18 protein-coding genes are annotated in these 18757 nt (G+C 26.1%); 2 read left to right on the top strand and 16 right to left on the bottom strand.

Features of this window, described 5'->3' with window-relative positions:
- Positions 1-10: 10 nt before the first annotated feature.
- Positions 11-727, top strand: coding sequence for a transposase (locus EXC62_RS03790; RefSeq protein ID WP_162849134.1), 717 nt, complete (start codon positions 11-13; stop codon positions 725-727).
- 169 nt (positions 728-896) lie between these two features.
- On the opposite strand, the gene EXC62_RS03785 is transcribed toward EXC62_RS03790, so the two are convergent.
- From EXC62_RS03785 to EXC62_RS03765, 5 genes are all read right to left on the bottom strand, one after another.
- On the bottom strand, positions 897-1964 hold the full coding sequence (locus tag EXC62_RS03785; protein ID WP_052590154.1) for a nucleotidyl transferase AbiEii/AbiGii toxin family protein: 1068 nt from the start codon (positions 1962-1964) through the stop codon (positions 897-899).
- Positions 1961-2761 carry a DUF6577 family protein gene (locus tag EXC62_RS03780; RefSeq protein WP_162140344.1) on the bottom strand — a complete coding sequence of 267 codons (801 nt, stop codon included), beginning with the start codon at positions 2759-2761 and terminating at the stop codon, positions 1961-1963. The genes EXC62_RS03785 and EXC62_RS03780 overlap by 4 nt, the downstream gene beginning before the upstream one ends.
- A 296-nt stretch (positions 2762-3057) precedes the next feature.
- A complete protein-coding gene (locus EXC62_RS03775) occupies positions 3058-3576 on the bottom strand; it encodes a hypothetical protein (protein WP_026391210.1) in 519 nt (172 codons plus the stop codon).
- Positions 3573-4478 carry an HD domain-containing protein gene (locus tag EXC62_RS03770; protein WP_162140343.1) on the bottom strand — a complete coding sequence of 302 codons (906 nt, stop codon included), beginning with the start codon at positions 4476-4478 and terminating at the stop codon, positions 3573-3575. The genes EXC62_RS03775 and EXC62_RS03770 overlap by 4 nt, the downstream gene beginning before the upstream one ends.
- A gap of 9 nt (positions 4479-4487) precedes the next feature.
- The gene (locus EXC62_RS03765; RefSeq protein WP_026391208.1) at positions 4488-5639 is read right to left on the bottom strand and encodes a CCA tRNA nucleotidyltransferase; all 1152 of its coding nucleotides are present in this window, start codon (positions 5637-5639) and stop codon (positions 4488-4490) included.
- Between the two features lie 81 nt (positions 5640-5720).
- On the opposite strand from EXC62_RS03765, the gene EXC62_RS03760 reads away from it, so the two are divergent.
- Complete coding sequence (locus EXC62_RS03760) at positions 5721-6323, top strand: IMPACT family protein (protein WP_052590150.1); 603 nt, start codon at positions 5721-5723, stop codon at positions 6321-6323.
- A 34-nt stretch (positions 6324-6357) separates the two neighbouring features.
- On the opposite strand, the gene EXC62_RS03755 is transcribed toward EXC62_RS03760, so the two are convergent.
- The 11 genes from EXC62_RS03755 to EXC62_RS03705 form a co-directional block, all read right to left on the bottom strand.
- The gene (locus tag EXC62_RS03755; protein ID WP_026391207.1) at positions 6358-7164 is read right to left on the bottom strand and encodes an aldo/keto reductase family protein; all 807 of its coding nucleotides are present in this window, start codon (positions 7162-7164) and stop codon (positions 6358-6360) included.
- 104 nt (positions 7165-7268) lie between these two features.
- Entirely contained in the window at positions 7269-7463 is a 195-nt protein-coding gene (locus EXC62_RS03750) for a hypothetical protein (protein ID WP_026391206.1), read from the bottom strand.
- 113 nt (positions 7464-7576) lie between these two features.
- Entirely contained in the window at positions 7577-9499 is a 1923-nt protein-coding gene (gene thrS / locus EXC62_RS03745; protein ID WP_026391205.1) for a threonine--tRNA ligase, read from the bottom strand.
- 282 nt (positions 9500-9781) lie between these two features.
- Entirely contained in the window at positions 9782-10789 is a 1008-nt protein-coding gene (locus tag EXC62_RS03740; protein ID WP_026391204.1) for a hypothetical protein, read from the bottom strand.
- Positions 10790-10820: 31 nt separating this feature from the next.
- On the bottom strand, positions 10821-11258 hold the full coding sequence (locus EXC62_RS03735) for a hypothetical protein (RefSeq protein ID WP_162140342.1): 438 nt from the start codon (positions 11256-11258) through the stop codon (positions 10821-10823).
- 29 nt (positions 11259-11287) lie between these two features.
- Positions 11288-13207, bottom strand: a complete 1920-nt coding sequence (locus EXC62_RS03730; RefSeq protein ID WP_026391202.1) for an ATP-binding cassette domain-containing protein — start codon at positions 13205-13207, stop codon at positions 11288-11290.
- On the bottom strand, positions 13197-15185 hold the full coding sequence (locus EXC62_RS03725; protein WP_026391201.1) for an ATP-binding cassette domain-containing protein: 1989 nt from the start codon (positions 15183-15185) through the stop codon (positions 13197-13199). The genes EXC62_RS03730 and EXC62_RS03725 overlap by 11 nt, the downstream gene beginning before the upstream one ends.
- A gap of 159 nt (positions 15186-15344) precedes the next feature.
- On the bottom strand, positions 15345-15770 hold the full coding sequence (locus EXC62_RS03720) for a hypothetical protein (protein ID WP_026391200.1): 426 nt from the start codon (positions 15768-15770) through the stop codon (positions 15345-15347).
- Between the two features lie 133 nt (positions 15771-15903).
- The gene (locus tag EXC62_RS03715; RefSeq protein ID WP_052590148.1) at positions 15904-16428 is read right to left on the bottom strand and encodes a GNAT family N-acetyltransferase; all 525 of its coding nucleotides are present in this window, start codon (positions 16426-16428) and stop codon (positions 15904-15906) included.
- The gene (locus EXC62_RS03710) at positions 16421-17869 is read right to left on the bottom strand and encodes a GNAT family N-acetyltransferase (protein WP_026391198.1); all 1449 of its coding nucleotides are present in this window, start codon (positions 17867-17869) and stop codon (positions 16421-16423) included. The genes EXC62_RS03715 and EXC62_RS03710 overlap by 8 nt, the downstream gene beginning before the upstream one ends.
- A gap of 81 nt (positions 17870-17950) precedes the next feature.
- Complete coding sequence (locus EXC62_RS03705) at positions 17951-18757, bottom strand: ATP-binding protein (RefSeq protein WP_162140341.1); 807 nt, start codon at positions 18755-18757, stop codon at positions 17951-17953.

The raw sequence follows: 18757 nt of genomic DNA, 5'->3' as shown, positions 1-18757 counted from the left end.
TAGTTTGGTATTGACATTTACATTAGATAAGTCTTTTCCTGAGTTTAAAGGTTTTTTCAATAATTTAATGGGTAAAACACCTTTATATATATTAAAAACCTATAAAAACAAAGAGAAGATATCTAATTTAAATATGACCCACTTTGATAAATTACGCAAACTTTCAAGGGGCAAATTCACATATCCAAAGTTTTCAAAACTAAAATCTTTGGCCAAAGAATCAATTGGTACTTCAAGTAAAATATATGATTTACTAATTACTACCATCATCAATCATTATTCTGAATTAGTTAGAATAATTGAGGTTCTTGATACGGAAATTGAAAATCTTTACTTTAAAACAGATTCCTTGATTCACACAATCCCCTCTATCAGCATCATCGCTGCAGCAGCTATTTATGCTGAAATTGGAGATATTACTCGTTTTTCTAATCCTGGTCAACTAACTGCTTATGCCGGACTAGATGTCAAGATTAGTCAATCTGGTACAACTGAAAGATTCGGAAAAATTGTTAAACGTGGTTCTTCACTACTACGTAAATATCTTTACATGTATGCTTTCTACTCATTACAGTATATTCCACAAATAAATGACTATTATCACTTAAAACGAAATCAAGGTAAACATCATAAGGTTATTTTAGTCAATATCTCTAGGAAATTAATCCGAATAATTTATCACATTGAAACTAATAAAGTCTCGTTTGATACAAACAAGTTAGTATAATTTGTAGCTGATTATACTCTTCATATTTTTAATTTAACCTTGATTGAGGTTTTTTCTTGTTTAATACTTCAAATCTCTTGACTTCTGATAGTTAGTCTCATTTCAATTTTTAAATTACTTAATTGCTTTCGACGCATTTGCGTATTTTTTTATTTTTTTCGCATTTGCTCTATAGTGAAAACTCTATAAATTTTAAAACTTTAAGACTGCTTTCCAACTTAGTAAATTGACCGCTTAAAGTATGATTACCTTTCAAGGTCCTGAAATTTTTAGAAAAAACTTCTAAGTTTTTAATTACTATCTTTTGTTCGGATATTTGCTTAAATTTTTCAATCCCTTCGACTAATATAATTGTGGAAATGTACAAAACATCAATTGCTGCATCTTCAGCATCAATATAAGTAAACTTATTGCCATAAACATATCCTCTAAACCCATTAATTGCACTTTTAAGATATTGATGTTTTTCGTTTGAATATTCTCCTTGAGTTAAAATATCTAGAGCAGTATATATAGTGTCTGTTAAAGTATTCTTAAAATCTATTTTTAAGTTTCTGTTTTTAATTTGAATACCAGCAATAATGGGATATAAATCAATTAATATATCCTCTTCACTTATTTTTTTGCTAATCTTTGAAACATCATACATCTGTTTAATGATCTCCATATATTTTTCACTTTCGTATGTAATCCCTATGGTATTAGGTGCAAATGCGGTTAACTTATCAATCAATATATTTTTTAAACTAGGTGTTTTAACATAATAATATGGTTCTGTCGTTTGTAATAATAAAAAATCTAATTTTGTCTTTTCTATTTCATTGTAAATAGTTTTTTCAAATACGATATCTAATAAGACATAATCTTCTTTTTCATTGTGCTTTGACATATAATAAAATTTATAATGTCTCTTAAGTAATTTCCCCTTTTGCGGTCTTTCTTGTCTTTCAAATCTCAAAAAATAATCTTGATAGTTTAATACACTTAAATATGAATCAATATCACCCTCTTTCATATCAACCGTAATATCAATATCAATCGAAAATCTAGTAAACTCTTGAAGTATCAATGAAAGACATGTTCCACCTTTAAATATAAAATCCAATTTGCTCTCTAGCAGTAATTCTAATAATTTTAATGCATATATCTCTTTTTCAATAATTTCAGGATTTGCTCTTTGAGGTTTTCCATTAAATGTCATAATCCAATTCAAATCAAATGTTTCTTTTTTTATCATACAAATTCTTCTCCCCATATCGAATTAATGAATTCTATCATTTCACTTCTTTTTCCCCTATTTCTAGCATAATACAGAAGTGTGGTAAAATCGATATTGTACTTTTCATATACATTGATATAAATTTCCTTTAAATTATACCGATCATACCAGTTAAATAGTTTCTTTTCGTGAAAAATGTCAACAAGAACCTTTTCAATTTTCGGAACAGTTACATAGAATTTTTGATTTAAATTTTCCTTTTCCAAAGGAGCTCTACTAACTAGTGGTAGCAATATAATCACCTTGTTTTCTGATTCTAATTGATACTGTTCATTTTTATAATCTCTTGTGACATACCATTCATTTGCATGTTCTTTTAAATAAAAAAAGAATTCTTCTATTCTATATTTATTAAGTTCAATAAAGACATACTGAGTCAAGGTTTGGTGTGTTGTAAACTCGTTTAAGATAGTACTTTCCCAGATGGAAATATTCAGCATTTCTTGATAATCTCTTCTATAATATTTAGAATCCAATAATACTCTTTGATTAAACTTTTGAGCCATTTCATAAATCTCTATTTGCTTGTTTTGAATTGTATACTTTATCTTTTTCCTTTCAATATTTACTTTATATTTTTGATCTGAAAGTTTAGTGATATATCCAGCATTCTTCAACTTATATAAATTCCATCTAAAACTCGTATCTTTCATTGCTGGATAGAACTCTAACAAAAAAATTCTTATTTGTTCCTTACTAATCTCTTCATAATTATTGAATCTCTCCATAAAAATACGGACAACATCCTGTCTCATTTTTTCACCTCTTTTACCTACAATATAATTATATCACTATTTGACGCATTTGCGTATTTTTTTATTTTTTTCGCATTTGCTTGATTTTGAAAAATAATCATTATTTAAGTCTTTGAAAACAGTTAATATGTTTTCTTATTCTGTTATTATATATAAATACCTTGTAAGAACTCAAATCAATCTCTTTATATTTTATTTTCAACATTATTTGCTATCTGTAAAATTAAAAAAATCCTAGTACTAAATGCACTAGGAAATTAATTTAAAAAAAACCTCTTCATTAATTTGATATTTACTTATTGAATTAAAATACGAACCATAATCATTTCATCACTGTCATTATCATAACCAATTAAAGCCTTCTTACCTTTAAAAGACTCATAATTAACCTTACCCTCAGTAAGTTTTAGAACTGGAAACCATGACGATAAGAGTTCTTTCTTATTTTCTTTTAAATCTGTAAATGAAATAAAGAATCTAACTTGATTAAACTTTTCTTCAATAGGTTCATTAAGAACTATTTCAATTATTTCGTATTTATTATAATCCTTAACTAACTTTCTTACCTTACTGAATATCTTTTTATAAAAGTTGATAGAGAATGGTATATAGAAAATGATTGTTATCATGAATCCTAAAACGGATATTAGTATTGCTTTTTCAAAGTTTATATCTTTTATTACAAAAAATAAATAAATGAAAATACCTAAAAAAAGTAAAAATGTAATAACTAATATACTACCAAATAATAAACTAAGTCTTTTCTTTTCTTTATATTCTAGTGAATTTTTTATTTCATCTTTAGTTAATATCATATTTTATTTTTATAAAACTTCATTCTATCCATTACTTGAAGTAAATTAGTGAATTCACCTTCATTTGTTTCTTTATATGCTTCTCCAAGTGGAGTAAACTTAGAATCAATAGTATCTAAGAACCAAATAAGTAATGCTTCTCCAGTTTGAGGTTTCTTTGGTGAACCGAAATTAAGTAATCCGTGGTGTGAAACAACAATGTGTTTTAACAATAGCACTTCTTCTGATTTTTCAATTCCTAATTTCGATGCTACTTTTTCAATTTCAAGAGCAATCATTACTAAATGTCCTAACAATTGTCCTTCAACTGTATATTCACCATCTGCGCCTGTTATTTCATCAATTTTTGCCATATCATGAAGGATTATTCCTGCATACAGTAAATCTTTGTTTAAGTATCTATAAACCTCAGTAAAAGGCGTTGCTAGCTTTAACATAGTTAGTGTATGGTGTGCTAATCCTCCAACATATGCATGATGGAACTTCGTTGCTGCTGAATGTAAATAAAATTCATTTTTATATTTTTCGTATAGTTCTAGAGTTATTGCTTTTATCTTTTTATTCTCTATTTTATTTAAATGATCTTCTATTCCTTTTTTCAACTCTTTATGTGAAATTGGTGCATAGTTATAAAAAAGTGGTAAAAGTTCATTAAGTTCTTTATCCGTTAAAACATCTTCAATTAATTTTGCATTTTCAAAATTTAAAACTTCTTTTTCTTCTTTCATTGTTTTTGAAACTTCAAAAACATATGCTTTTCCAATAACAAGACTAGATAAAACATCCCGATCCAACTTAATATTAAAAGCTTTTTTATTTTTATCTAAAACTGTAATATTACAAAAATGTTGTCCCTGATTAGCATTATCAATCTTTGCTATTAATTTTATTTTTTCTTCCATTATTATCACCTAAAATCTTTCATGATTGGCTATAACATATTCCTTTAACTCATTATAGTCATTTTTAAGTTTCTTATCTAAAACTTGATTAACCATATCTGTTATTAAATTATTAACCCATGCTCCTGCTTTGCGATTAGTTGTTGTTAAGATATCTCTTGCTCTAAATTTTAAATCTAGGCTACTATTAATTGGTAAATCATTAAAGTCTTTTGCTATTTCTAAAACCCTAAGTTTGTCTTTTCTTAAAATATAATTAACACGGTTTGCCGCTTGAGTAAATTCTAACCCATATTCATATAATTCTTTTGCTCCAAAATTAATTTTGCTATTAGCAAGATTTGCAACACTTTGATATTTATGACGATGTTTATTTGAAAACTTCCAATAGCTTGGAACTACTTTATTTAAAGTAAAGCATGTACTAAAGAAAATATCTGTTAAAGGCATTTCATCTTGTTTACTAAAATGAAGAATTCCTTCTTTTAAACCAGGTAATACTTCATGAAATTTTGTATCTACCATATTCTTTAAAGTTTTTTTCAAATATTTACCATGTAAAATTTTTAACATTTCATCTAAAACTCTTTCAGCAGAAATCTTTAAAATTAAATTACGGTTTTTTTCAATGCTAGCCTTTGTATTTGAATCTATTTCAAAATCAAGTTTTGATTGAAAATAGAACGCTCTAAGCATTCTAAGAGCATCTTCATTAAATCGATCATCTGGATTATTAATTGTTCTAATATATTTATGCTTTATATCTTTTTTTCCATCAACATGATCAATAATTAAACCGGTTTGATCCATTAAAAGTCCATTCATCGTGAAGTCTCTTCTCTCAACATCTTTTAAAACGGATGTCTCATATTGTATTTCTCCAGGATGTCTTGAATCATAATATCCTTCTTCACTTCTAAACGTTGTAACTTCATAAGTATTTTCTCTAAATGTTATTGTTACTGTTCCATATTTAATACCCGTTGGTATACCTTTAAATAACTTCAACACTTCTTTAGGTGTTGCACTTGTCGTTATATCTACATCATTGATTGGTAACTTTAAAAGATAGTCACGGATTGCTCCACCAACCATATATGCTTCATATCCATTTTCTTCAAATATTTTTAAAACTTTTTTTCCATCATTTATTTTCTTCAAGTCAATCACCTTATACTATTATACCAATTTTTCTATCATTTTTTCATTTTTTATTTATGATATAATATATTTGGTGATTTTATGAAGTATCTAAAAGAACAAACTGAAGAAAAGATCGTAATTCAAAAATCAGAGTTCATTGGAATCTTATATCCAATTAAAAACGATGAAGATATTAACAACTCAATAAATGACGCTAAAAAGCGTTATCCAAAAGCAACCCACTATGTAACAGCTTGGATTAGAGGAGCAAAAGCTGAATATGCTTCATCTAATGATGATGGTGAACCAGCAAGAACTGCAGGTTATCCTGCCCTAGATGTTTTAATGCATCACGAAGTAACCGATATTTTAATTGTTATTATTAGATACTTTGGTGGTATAAAACTTGGTGCTGGTGGTTTAACACGTGCTTATCGTTCTAGTTGTGTTGAAGTTTTAAAGAAAGCTAAGTTTTATAATAAAGTATTTGCTAGTAAATATGAAATAATATTTTCATATAATTTAATTGATACAATTGAACATCTTTTATCTGATAATGTTACTTATGTTAAAAAAGATTATCTTGATAAAGTTAAATATGAAATTGTTTTTTTAAATAATGATTTATCTTTACTTGATAATATTAAACATCAAATTGAAGTTAAGGAATTACCAAAAGAAGAATTATATATCGATTTATAAGAAAAGGATCAAGTTTGACTTAATCCTTTTTCACTTATAATTCTGAAATTATTCGCATTTCTTCTTTTGTTAAAACAAAATCAAACACACTAATATTAGCTAATTGCCCTTCTTTTCTATGTGATTTAGGAATAACAATGACATTTCTTTGAATTTGATATCTAAGAATAACTTGGGCCCAAGTTTTATTATATTTTTTACCAATTTGATTTAAAACTTCTTTTGTTTCATCATTAACTTTTGATAATGGTCCCCATGCTTGGATAGCCACTTCATTTTTATGACAAAACTCAATGATATTGTCTTGCCAAAATCCTGGATGTGATTCAATTTGATTAAGAACTGGTTTAATTCTACTATTATTAATCAAATAGTTTATTTGATCAATATTAAAGTTAGAAACTCCAATTGATTTAATAACCCCATTATCAACATATTCTTCTAAATAACTCCAAACTTTTGCAATCTCTTCGTTATTATCCCATGGATGATGAATAAGCACTAAATCAATATAATCTGTTTTTAAGTTTGTTAAACTTTCTTGAATTGCACTTTCAACTTGTTTTTTTGTTCTAAATCCTTCAGTTCCTGGAATCTTTGTTGTTATAAAGAATTTTTCTCGATCAAGCCCTGATTTAGAAACTGCTAAACCAACAACGGATTCATTACGATAAGAAATAGCCGTATCAATTAAACGATATCCTAAATCAATTGCACTATCTAACTCTTTAGTATCATTTGTAATATTCCCATAATAATCATTATTTTCTTTTCCAAATGTATTTGTACCTGTTCCTAAAATTGGTATTAAGATACCATTATTAAGTTTTACTTGTTTCATTAGTATCTCCTCCTTAGTTAGATTTTACCATTTTTTTGATTTTTTTCATTATATTTACATCAAACAAAGAAAAAAGGAGTAAGTTAATACCCCTTGAATTAATACTATTTTTTATTTTTCTTTTCTTTTAAAGGCTGTTCCTGAACTGAAACAACAAACTCTAAGTTAACAACAATTGTCTTTTTTCCAGTTATAATAATTGATTTATCATTTACTTCTTCTAAGTTTCCGATTATTCCCTGTCCAAGTGTTTCAACCCAGACAGTTTTTCCAATTAACGCTTGTAAACTCTCTTTCATGACTAACCTCCCATTTTTTCTTTTATTCAAAATATATGCATACTTTTTCTTTTTGCTACTATCAAGATACAAGACTAATATAATAATTAGTATTATAAAAATTGAATACCACATTATCTTATCATTTCTTTTTCAATCATTTGAATAAATTCTTGAATATCAACTGTTACTTGATCAGTAGATCCATACTTACGGTATGTTACTGAACCATTGTCTTTTTCATTATCTCCTAACACTAATTGATAAGGAATTTTTAATGTTTGAGCTTCTCTAATCTTATAACCAAGTTTTTCTTCTCTAACATCTAATTCAGATCTAAATCCTAAATTTAATAATCTTTCATTAATATTTTTTGCATATTCACTATGATGTTCTAGATTAACCGGAATAACTTTAATTTGAACAGGAGATAACCAGAATGGGAATGCTCCTTTATAATTTTCAATTAAATAAGCAACAAAACGTTCCATTGTTGAAACAACACCTCTATGAATAACAACAGGGCGTTTATCGTTTTTACCATCTTCACCAACATAAGTTAAATCAAATCTTTCTGGTAATAAGAAGTCTAATTGAACTGTTGATAATGTTTCTTCATTACCCATAGCAGTCTTAACTTCAACATCAATCTTTGGACCATAAAATGCTGCTTCGCCAATCGCTTCATCATACTCTAATCCTAATTCATCCATAACATGCTTCAATGTGCTTTCAGCTTTAATCCACATTTGATCATCATCAAAATATTTATCAGTATTTTGTGGATCACGGTAACTTAATCTAAAATGATAATCTGTTATATTAAAGACTTTATATGTATCAACAATTAAGTTGATTGCTCTACTTATTTCATCTTTGATTTGATCTGGTCTAACAAATAAATGAGCATCATTTAAAGTCATTTCTCTAACACGTTGTAATCCTGATAATGCTCCAGATTTTTCATATCGGTGCATCATTCCAAGTTCAGCAATACGGATTGGAAGTTCACGATAACTTCTTACTTCGTTTTTAAAGATCATCATATGATGTGGACAGTTCATTGGTCTTAATACTAGTTTTTCACCATCTGGCATTTCAATTGGTGGAAACATTGTATCTTGGTAATGTCCCCAATGTCCTGATGTAATATATAATTCATGTTTAGCAAGGATTGGAGTATAAACGTGATTATATCCATGACGAATTTCAACATCTGTAATATATCTTTCAATTACACGTCTAATAGTCGCGCCTTTAGGTAGCCAGAAAGGTAATCCTTGTCCAACTTCATTACTGATTAAGAATAAATCAAGCTCTTTACCAATTTTTCTGTGATCTCTTTCTTTTCTCTCTTCTAAAATTTGTAAGTGATTCTTTAAATCTTTTGCAGAATAGAAGCTTGTTCCGTATATTCTTGTTAGTTGGTGATTATTAGAATCTCCTCTCCAATAAGCCCCAGCCATATTTAACAGTTTAAAGTGTTTAATATCTTTTGTGTTTAAAAGGTGTCCACCACGGCATAAATCAGTGAAATTACCTTGTGTGTAAACTGTTAATGAATCATTTTTATATTGTTCAATAATCTCTAATTTATATTCGTCTTTAGCAAAGATTTTTTTAGCTTCTTCATAACTTACTTCTCTTCTAACTATTTCTTCACCTAAATCACTTAAGCGATGCATTTCTTTTTCAATTTTAGGAAGTAATTCATCAGTAACAACTACATCACCAAAATCAACATCATAGTAAAAACCTTCTTTAATTGATGGACCTACACCAAATTTAGCACCTGGATAAAGATTAGTAATAGCCTCAGCCATCAAATGACTAGTACTATGATTTAAGACATCAAGGCTTTCAGAATCTCTTTCTGTCAACAATCTTAAAATACCGTCTTCAACTAATTCACGGTTAGATTCTATATAGTGTCCATTAAACACTGCTGCTTTCGTTTTTTTAGCTAAACCTTCTGAAATACTACTTGCTATTTCAATTGGTTTAACACCTTTTTTATATTCTTTAATACTTCCATCTGGTAATGTAATTTTAATCATTTTTCTTCCTTCTTCCTTATAAAATTAAAAAAGTCCTTAGATTCCTCTAAGGACGGATTAATATCATTCCGCGGTACCACCTTAGTTCTAGATTTCTCTAGCACTTAATTTTCTATAACGGGAATTCCCGGGTATCTTTTCAGTACCAACTCCAAGGTAGTAATTAACTAAATCGTAGCTTACACCCTCCTACGTCGCTTTTTTCAAGTTAATATTGTCCTCTTCTTTGTTATTGGTTTAATTATAGCACAATTTATTATAGTGTCAATAATTAAAAATCTATTACATACTATAAAATGTTCCTCTATTAGCATATATACCATAAGAATTATTACCATCATTTTTAACTATAAAAGAATTATGTATTCCATCAAGAATATAATAGTCTTCTCTAATACCAGAATTAAAATCTAAAATATATTTACTACCTTCAAATTCTTCTGAAGCACCAGTAACTTTTCTAATAGTCTTTTGTCTGTTATAACTAGCATAGATAAAATCAGTTTTTGTCAAATTAGGTAATTTAACGTTGTTTAAAGTTTTCAAACAAAAAAGGAATATATCTAATCCTGGAATTGCTGTTGTTAAATACAATTCAAGTAAACCAATTACATTCTCTGTAAGAATTCTAACTGCTTCCTCATATTCAAAATCTCTCAGGTAATCATCTATATACGCATCCATTGCTTTTGAAATAACCGCATAATATAATGGCATTGTTTCTTTACCTATATATGAAATAGATCTACTTCCTTGATTTTTCATTCTATATTCAATATCTTGTGTCCAAATAGAAAATTTATCATATTTCAAATAATCTTGATTAACTTCTATTTTGTATTCATACATAAATGTACCTCTTATTGCACTGTGTGCAATATAATAATCTTCATCTTTATCTAGATCCATTTCGATTCTTAAATCATCGTATATAATTATTTCCTGTCCTGGATAGGTATATTTACGATATGCCGCAGTACCCTCTTTTCTTAAAACTCTTTTATAAAAAAACAATGCATTTTCTTCCTCATAAATCTTCGCAACAGTTCCTGAGTTTCTACTTTCAAAGATAAAATTATATGCACCTGCTATCGGGGCTTGAAAATGAGAAACATTATACCCATATGATGATCCAGCAGCAGCTTTCCTTTCATTTAATTTAACTGTTTGTGCATTATTAAATTCGCTTGTGGTTGGATTAATATCACTTAAACCTGCTGCTTTTACATTACTTGAAATGAATACAATATTCATTAAAACAAAAAACAAAATAAAACACTTTTTTTTCATTTTTTCCTTCCTTTCTAAACTAAACATTTCATCAATTTTTTCTATTTATTTTGATGTAAGTCAAAATCTCACTTTTAGTTAATACTCTTGAATACGTAAACTTAGTGCATGCATTTTCAAATGCTTTTTCATATCCTTCATACTCACTTAGTTTTGATTGACTTTTATAATACTGAATTCCTTCTTTTTCTAAAATTTTTAGAAATCCTTCAATATATTTCCCATTACTATTTATATTATTATACTCAATAAGAATATACGAGTCATTTTTAACTCTATATACCTCCACATTAGTTACATTTAAATTTTCACTATTTGAGTAATATAAATTACTAAAACCAATGTTCAATAGTTTTTCTTCTTGAGCATAATTATTCTTATTATTTACACTCCGTTGAATCATAAAAACTAAAAAACTAACAACCACAATGATACACAATAGACCTGATACTATAATCCTCTTTTTCACTATAAAGCTCCTTTCTATTTTTTACTACCTTAGAGTCTCACTTTTTTACAATCTAAATATATAATCAAACTTATTATTAAACAAATAAAGAGTATTAAAGGTAAAGTTATGATTATAAATATAAAATCATTTGTTAAATAACTATATGCTAAAACATTTAATGAATTTAACAATGCAATTACAATTATTGATACTATAATTCCAATAAAGGTGCTAATCCAATACATGTAATTATCTTTTATATATTCCTTTATTATTTTATTTTTCTCAATACCCAACAAACTGTATGTGGAGTACTTTTTATAGTCAATATTTATAATTATTATTATTGTATATACTACTATAAACACTACTATTAAGAATATAAGAATAATTTTAAATGTTGATAAATTAAATTCCTCATTTTGTTTGATGAGTTTTTCTTTTTCTAAATTATATAAGTTTTTTATATGAAAACCATCACTGCTGAGTTTCAAACTTTCTTTATTATTTAGTTTCAAATAAAAACCTTCATATTCATAATTAAAAAGTGCTTTTTCATACTCATAATTATCTGAAAAATAGAAGCCTTCATTAACAGTTTCAATTATTCTTATAACTTGATATATATTTTTAATTATTTTACCCAGATCTTCTTCATTAGTTGAATAAATTTTTATTTTATCGCTATAAATTTGATTATTCGATAATTCTTTAAGAACTGTATATTTATCATCTTTTAAAAGTTTGATACTTGTTAAATATCCTCCTTCAAGTATTTCATCTTTATCGACATAAAAATATCTATAACTATTTGCTGATACTCCAGTAATCTTATATTCTTTATCTCTATACTTTATTTTATGACCAACAATTGTTTTTAAATTAACACCATAACTGTTAAGAATTATTTTATCATCAAAAAAATTACTAAAGATACCTTTATCAATAACAACTTCATCTCTTTGCTCAGGTATTTTTCCAACTATTAAGTCTTTTGCCGTAATCTCATTTAAACTTCTAATATACATTCCTCTCAGATTAAATGTTCTATCATTAGAAAACATTAATTCAACACTCTTCATATCATTTGATGGGATTGATTTATCATCCAATAAGTATTCATACCCTTTTATATTTTTGATATTTGAAACAAGATAAAGATCTTTTTCAACAAAAATTTTATAGTCACTAATATGTGTCTTACTATAAAGTAAAGATAAACTCATAAAAACTAGAAAACTTATAATAACTAATATAAGATTCAACTTTTTCCTTTTTTTCTTTGCTCTAACTTTTCTAGTTGTATTTTCTTCTTCTAATTCATCAATTGAATATGAATTGAAAATAGTACTTTCTCTTGGAATTTTTTCCAATCCATGCTTATTATATTGAAATATATTATCACTAAGTGTTGTTATATATTTGTCGTGTGTAACAACAATTATTAATTTTTCTTTTGCTTCTTCTTCAAAGAACTCCATCATTTTTTTACTGTTATATTGATCAATTCCTTTTGTTGGCTCATCAAGTACTATTATTTCATAATCTTTCATTAATGACCTTGCTATTGATAGTCTTCTTCTTTGTCCACCTGATAATGTATTAACCAGTTGATTCATATTTTCAACCAAATTTAGTTTTTTTAATACATCGAGAATCTTTTCTTTTGAGTTATTAAGAATTTCTAAATTTTCATGAACCGTTTTTTCTTCTAATAAATATTCTTTTTGTGTAACATAGTGAAGTTTTTTATTTCTTAGTTTATGAAAGTTTTTTATTTTTTCGCCATCAATGATAACCTCACCTCTGGTTAATTTTGTAACGCCAGTAATTATGTTTAAAAAAGTTGATTTACCAACACCATTTCCACCCGTTATTATATACAAACCTTTATTTTCAAATGTAAAGTTGATATTCTCACAAACTATTTTATCTTTAAACTCTTTAAATATATTGTTAATTTGCATAGTTAATCTCCTTATAATATTTTGTAATATTGGAAGCAAATATTATTATGGCCGAAACTGCTATATAGAAATAATTAAGTCTTATAGCATAAAAATCAAAGAATTCTTTACTTAGAATAAATAAAATACTTACTAAAAGAGTTGCTATTAGATAGTATATTATGGATAAGTAGAAACTAATTTTTTTAGCTTTTCCACTATCTAGACCACATATCCTATAGTAATAAACTGTTTTATCAAAATCTTTATAACTTTTTTCTGTCATCCTATTATTCAAAAGAACAATTCCACTTATTATTAACAAATAAACAATAATGATTATTACATTAGTTATAAGTGATGATAATTTGTTTTCATTTGATATATTTAAAGAATCTAAATCTATAATACGATATTTATTTTTCTCTAATTTCTTAATCGTATCTTGAAGTTTAATCCTACTTTCTGATCTTATTACATATTCATTAATATCTCTAAAATCACCAAATATTTTATTAATATCATTATTACTAATTACGATTTTATTTTCTTCACTATCATATACAACTTCAAGATTTTCAATATTAAGATTTTGATCATCTTTTTTTATATAAATATCTTCCTCTTGATTTCCATTTTTTAAATATACTATTGCTTTATTATTTTCTGAAATTTCAACTTTAAGTTCTTGACCATTAACTCTTATTGAGTTTAACTCATTTAGAGTATTAATATAGTTATAATTATCATTTTCATTATTAATCAAACTGTCATGTACAAAAATTTCGTAATTAACCTCATCTAGTGTAATACTCTTTGCTTTACCAACAATCTTATATTTATCTTTAGTACCATTAATTGTTAATGTAATTTGTTCATTAAGATTTCCAAATGATGCTATTATTTCTTTATTAGTTTCAGGTCTTCTTCCTAAGTATATTTCACTATCTACTAACGAGTTTTCTTTTAGCACTTTAAATTTCTCTATCTCTGATACGTAATGATTATTATAGTAGGCATACACATAATAACTCATATTTTGAACTACTTTCGTTTTATTAGTTTGAAGATTTATTAACTCGTTTTGATCAGCAACATTAAAAGATGTATAATCATATTTTTGAATAATCATCTTTGGTAATTCATTTACTTTTCTTGTACCGTTTAAAGATGAGAATAAAAAAACTGTACTTATAAGTGTTATTAGTAACATAATAAATGCCAACGTAATATACTTAAATGTATATATTTTTGATGCAAATATTGATGTTAGAAATAATTTTTTAATTTGACTTTTATTCTCACTATCATTACTTGAAATGGACGTTATTGGTAATACATCTTTTATAGTTTTATCATAAATTATAATCCCATTATCAATAAATATTTCTCTCGTGTAATACTCTTCGTATAAGTAACTATTATGATCAACGAAAAGAATTAAGCGATCCTTTGAAATCTTTTTAATAATATTCATTACATCATTTCTAGCTTTTTCATCTAGATTTTGAAGAACCTCATCTAAAATTATTAATTTAGGATTATATAAAAGGATTCTTGCTATTGAGATTTTCTGTAATTCTCCTCCTGATAAGGTTTTAACTTTTCTATTGAGAAAGTCAATTCCATCTACTTCATTTAGTACATCATTAACTTTATCTGTTGTAATTCCTAAAATGTTACATGCAATTTCTAAATTCTTTTTAACTGTCATTGTTTCAATAAACTTGATTTCTTGACTAACTATCCCAATATTATTCTTTCTTAAGTTAGCTAGTTTTTCATCACTTATTTTAGAATAATCATTATCAAGAAAAATAACAGACCCACTATCAAAAGGAATAATTCCTGCTATTATATTTAATAAAGTTGATTTCCCACTTCCAGATACACCTTTTATATTAACAAATTCTCCCAAAGTAAAATCAGCACTTATTTTTGAAAGCGCTATCTTTTGATTAGGATAATAAGTCTTTGATATTTTATTAATCTTAAGCATATTAAATTCTCCCCTAAATTTATCTGTATCGTATAGTTTGATTATAGCATTATTTTTATATAATACAATCACAGTTAACGAAAATCAAACGAAAGTCTTATATATAAAGAAAAAAGAGATAAGTTTTCACTTACCTCGTTAATTTATAATAATTATTAATTAATTCATATATTTTTCAACATACTTTTCAATTTCTTCTTTTTCAAGTATTTTTTTATAATCATAATCATTTTCTACATCAGAAAAGATTTTTTCATATTCTTGATACTCACTTAATTCATCACTAGAATATTTTATATCTTCTTTTTCAAAAACCTTGATGAATTTATTAGTTTTATTACTTTCTTCATTAGTACTTTCAAATTCTATTAAAATATATGAATCTTCTTTAATCCGATAAATTACTACATTTGTTATTTCAATAGTTTCTGTATCTCCAAGTATCAAATTTCTAACTTCAACATCAATAAGTTCAGCTTCTTGTTCGGTATTAATTCGATTAGTCCGTTCTTTGTTAGTAAAAAAAATGATTCCCAAGAATGAAAAAAAGATTAATGAATATATAACAATATATTTAACTTTCATTTCTACCTCCCAAGATACATGTCAATTAGTTTTTATAGACAATTTGATATATAGTTATTATATCAATAAATCTTTTTAAATACTAATATATTATTAAAAGAGATATAAATACACCTTTAAGTATCTATATCTCCTATTTATTTTCTATCCAATATCTTCTTGTAACTCTTTCATTGGAAACTATTTTATTTTCTAATACTCCACCACATGAAAGTATTGTTTTATATGATTGAATATTAGTATCTGAACAAGTAACTAAGACTCTATCTACATTTTTTCCCTTTAATATTTCAAGGGCTAACTTTAATTGGATTTTTCCATATCCTTGACCTCGTTTGCTCGGCCTAATAGAATATCCAACATGACCGCCTTCATTAAGTAGAAAATCATTTAAATAATGTCTAAGATTAACCATTCCATAAATATAGTTTGTATCATCTACTAGTAACCACTGACTTCCTTCAACAAAATTATTATTAAAATTGGGGTTAAATCGATCGCTATACTCTTCTAAATGTTTTAACCAAAGAGATACCTCATCATATTTATCTAATGATCCACATCCGCTCATTTTATAGTCTTTGTTATTGAACATTTCTTTTTTATAATCTAAAATCTCTTTTTCAAGATTAATTGTAGGTTGGATTAATTTAATCATAAGAAACCTCATATTCAAGCATAATAAAATCACTTGAAACATCAGTTTCTAAGAACCCAAGTGATTTATAAGTTTTATATGCTGGGATATTTTCTGCAACAAGGCCTATTTCAAGTTTCTTTGCCCCTTGTTGTTTTAAAATTTCAATCGCTTTTTCTAGCATAATTTTACCATAACCTCGGTTTTGATATAGTTTATCTATTTGAAAAAATCTAATTTCAAATAACTTATTCTTTTTATTCATAACCAAAGTAAACATACCTATTGGAACACCATAATCTTTTAGAACATAGTTATAATTATCTTTCTTTTTATATGAATATGCAATACATTTATAGACATTTGGTACATACTTTTCTTGTTCCTCTTTAATCATAATATCATAGAAATCATATCTATTTTTATCATTGAATTTTTCAATGTATGGATTATTTGGATATATATAATTATTTGTAATTAAGTCTTTAGCTTCTGATTCAAAATAGAACCATGATCCATGCTCTAAAATATAGTCACCTTCATAATTAGATGCAAAGATTACCATTAACTCTAATTTAGGATTATATATCGCACTTATTGAATGTTTACCAAAACCTAGACTTAGTTCTATCTCTTCATTACCATATACACCTATACCAACATCTTCTTTAAATGTTGTCATTATCTTCCATGATTCTTTGGTAATAATCTTATTTTTTATAATCCCATTAAAGATTTTTATATATTCTTTCGTTTCTAAAAGATAATATTTTTTAGATTCATTAGAGATATTAACCTTAAAACATTTTGTATCATCAGTTTGATCATAATCACTTGCTTCATTTATTGATTTTGTATGTATTTCTAAATCTAAAGGTTTAATAATATTTTCAAATACATATTCTTCGTATGAGGTTTTTGATATTCTTTCAACTAAAATACTTACAAGTAATGGTGTTGTTTTAGTAAACTCAAATTCACTTCCTGGTTTCTTATTTAATTCATATTGATTGATAATATCAATAACTTCATTTGCTTTATAATCTTTTGTACTATTTAATATTTCAAACCTTGCTTTATCAACAAAGCTCATCTGATTGTAACTACTAGTTTTAATATATTCTTTCATTATATGTCCACTAAAGAAATCAATAATTAATGATTGATGTTGGAGTAACTGTTTAATCGTTATTTTATTACCTTCTTTATATTCAGGAATATATTTACTTATCTTATCAGAAAATTTAAATTGTTTTTTCTCATAGAGTTGCATCATAGAAACCATAACAATCAAATTATTATATATTGAAAATCTTATTAATGTTTGATCATTAAATTTTATTTTTTCTTCAATATCTTGATAACCAAAATATTCGTTAAAAACTAGTTTTTCATCTTTATATACGAAATATGAACCACTTGGTTTATATTTATTTATTAATTTTTGAAACTTACTATTCATCAGAATCTACACCATTTTAACCTTTTTATTTTATGTCTTATTATTAAAAAGAGAGAATAAATCTCTCTAAATTCACTTAAATCATTTAAAATTCGTAACTAGTTCTATTTGATGATTATAATCACTAATTCTTCTTATAATTCTAATAGCTTTAAGTTTGTTTTCTTTCAATGTATAGTCAATTGAAAGTGGTTCAACCAACTGTTCTAACGTCATATTTGATGTAAATAGCGTTGGTAGATTTGCCGATAGTCTGTATTGAATTATTGGTAAGAATATTTCGTCTCTAAACCATACAGTTAAGTTTTCTCCACCAAGATCATCAATCATTAAAACATCTGTTTGTTTTAATTTCATAACTTTATCTTCCATATCACCACTACTAATTCCACCTTTAATAACTCTTACAAGGTCTGGTAAAAACACAAATAAAACCGTTTTTTCTTTTCTCGCTAACTCATTCGCTATTGCTGATAATAAGTATGTCTTACCTGTTGAATACATTCCATGCAAAAAAATACCTTTAACTTGTTTTCCACTTAAAAAGTCATCAACAAATTTGATTGAGATTTCTAATGCTTTAGAGCGTTGATCATCAAGTACTTTAAAATTAGTAAAAGATGCATCTTTATTTATAAAAACATCACTACCAAAGACATGCAGATTTCTTCTCATTTTATCATTTAATCTTTTTTCTTTTGTTGCTTCTGTTTCAACATAAATAACATCAATATATGGCTCAGTAATTAACTTTAATTTTGAACCATCAAATTCTTTATCTCTATCGTCAAGATATTTATTTACTTTTAATAGGTCAACATCAGCAATTTTTAAATTTTTTGTCTCTGAATCTTTTGATATTCTTTTTCTTATTTCATCTAAAGTCAT

This window comes from Haploplasma axanthum, assembly GCF_900660745.1.
Lineage (GTDB): Bacteria > Bacillota_I > Bacilli_A > Acholeplasmatales > Acholeplasmataceae > Haploplasma > Haploplasma axanthum.
Note: the sequence above shows the minus strand (reverse complement) of the source record. Positions and strands in the feature narration are given on the sequence as shown.

Coding starts and splice junctions, on each gene's coding strand:
- EXC62_RS03785 (WP_052590154.1), bottom strand. CDS start 1,964: ATGATAAAAAAAGAAACATTTGATTTGAATTGGATTATGACATTTAAT.
- EXC62_RS03780 (WP_162140344.1), bottom strand. CDS start 2,761: ATGAGACAGGATGTTGTCCGTATTTTTATGGAGAGATTCAATAATTAT.
- EXC62_RS03775 (WP_026391210.1), bottom strand. CDS start 3,576: ATGATATTAACTAAAGATGAAATAAAAAATTCACTAGAATATAAAGAA.
- EXC62_RS03770 (WP_162140343.1), bottom strand. CDS start 4,478: ATGGAAGAAAAAATAAAATTAATAGCAAAGATTGATAATGCTAATCAG.
- EXC62_RS03760 (WP_052590150.1), top strand. CDS start 5,721: ATGAAGTATCTAAAAGAACAAACTGAAGAAAAGATCGTAATTCAAAAA.
- EXC62_RS03755 (WP_026391207.1), bottom strand. CDS start 7,164: ATGAAACAAGTAAAACTTAATAATGGTATCTTAATACCAATTTTAGGA.
- EXC62_RS03750 (WP_026391206.1), bottom strand. CDS start 7,463: ATGAAAGAGAGTTTACAAGCGTTAATTGGAAAAACTGTCTGGGTTGAA.
- thrS (WP_026391205.1), bottom strand. CDS start 9,499: ATGATTAAAATTACATTACCAGATGGAAGTATTAAAGAATATAAAAAA.
- EXC62_RS03740 (WP_026391204.1), bottom strand. CDS start 10,789: ATGAAAAAAAAGTGTTTTATTTTGTTTTTTGTTTTAATGAATATTGTA.
- EXC62_RS03730 (WP_026391202.1), bottom strand. CDS start 13,207: ATGCAAATTAACAATATATTTAAAGAGTTTAAAGATAAAATAGTTTGT.
- EXC62_RS03725 (WP_026391201.1), bottom strand. CDS start 15,185: ATGCTTAAGATTAATAAAATATCAAAGACTTATTATCCTAATCAAAAG.
- EXC62_RS03720 (WP_026391200.1), bottom strand. CDS start 15,770: ATGAAAGTTAAATATATTGTTATATATTCATTAATCTTTTTTTCATTC.
- EXC62_RS03715 (WP_052590148.1), bottom strand. CDS start 16,428: ATGATTAAATTAATCCAACCTACAATTAATCTTGAAAAAGAGATTTTA.
- EXC62_RS03710 (WP_026391198.1), bottom strand. CDS start 17,869: ATGAATAGTAAGTTTCAAAAATTAATAAATAAATATAAACCAAGTGGT.
- EXC62_RS03705 (WP_162140341.1), bottom strand. CDS start 18,757: ATGACTTTAGATGAAATAAGAAAAAGAATATCAAAAGATTCAGAGACA.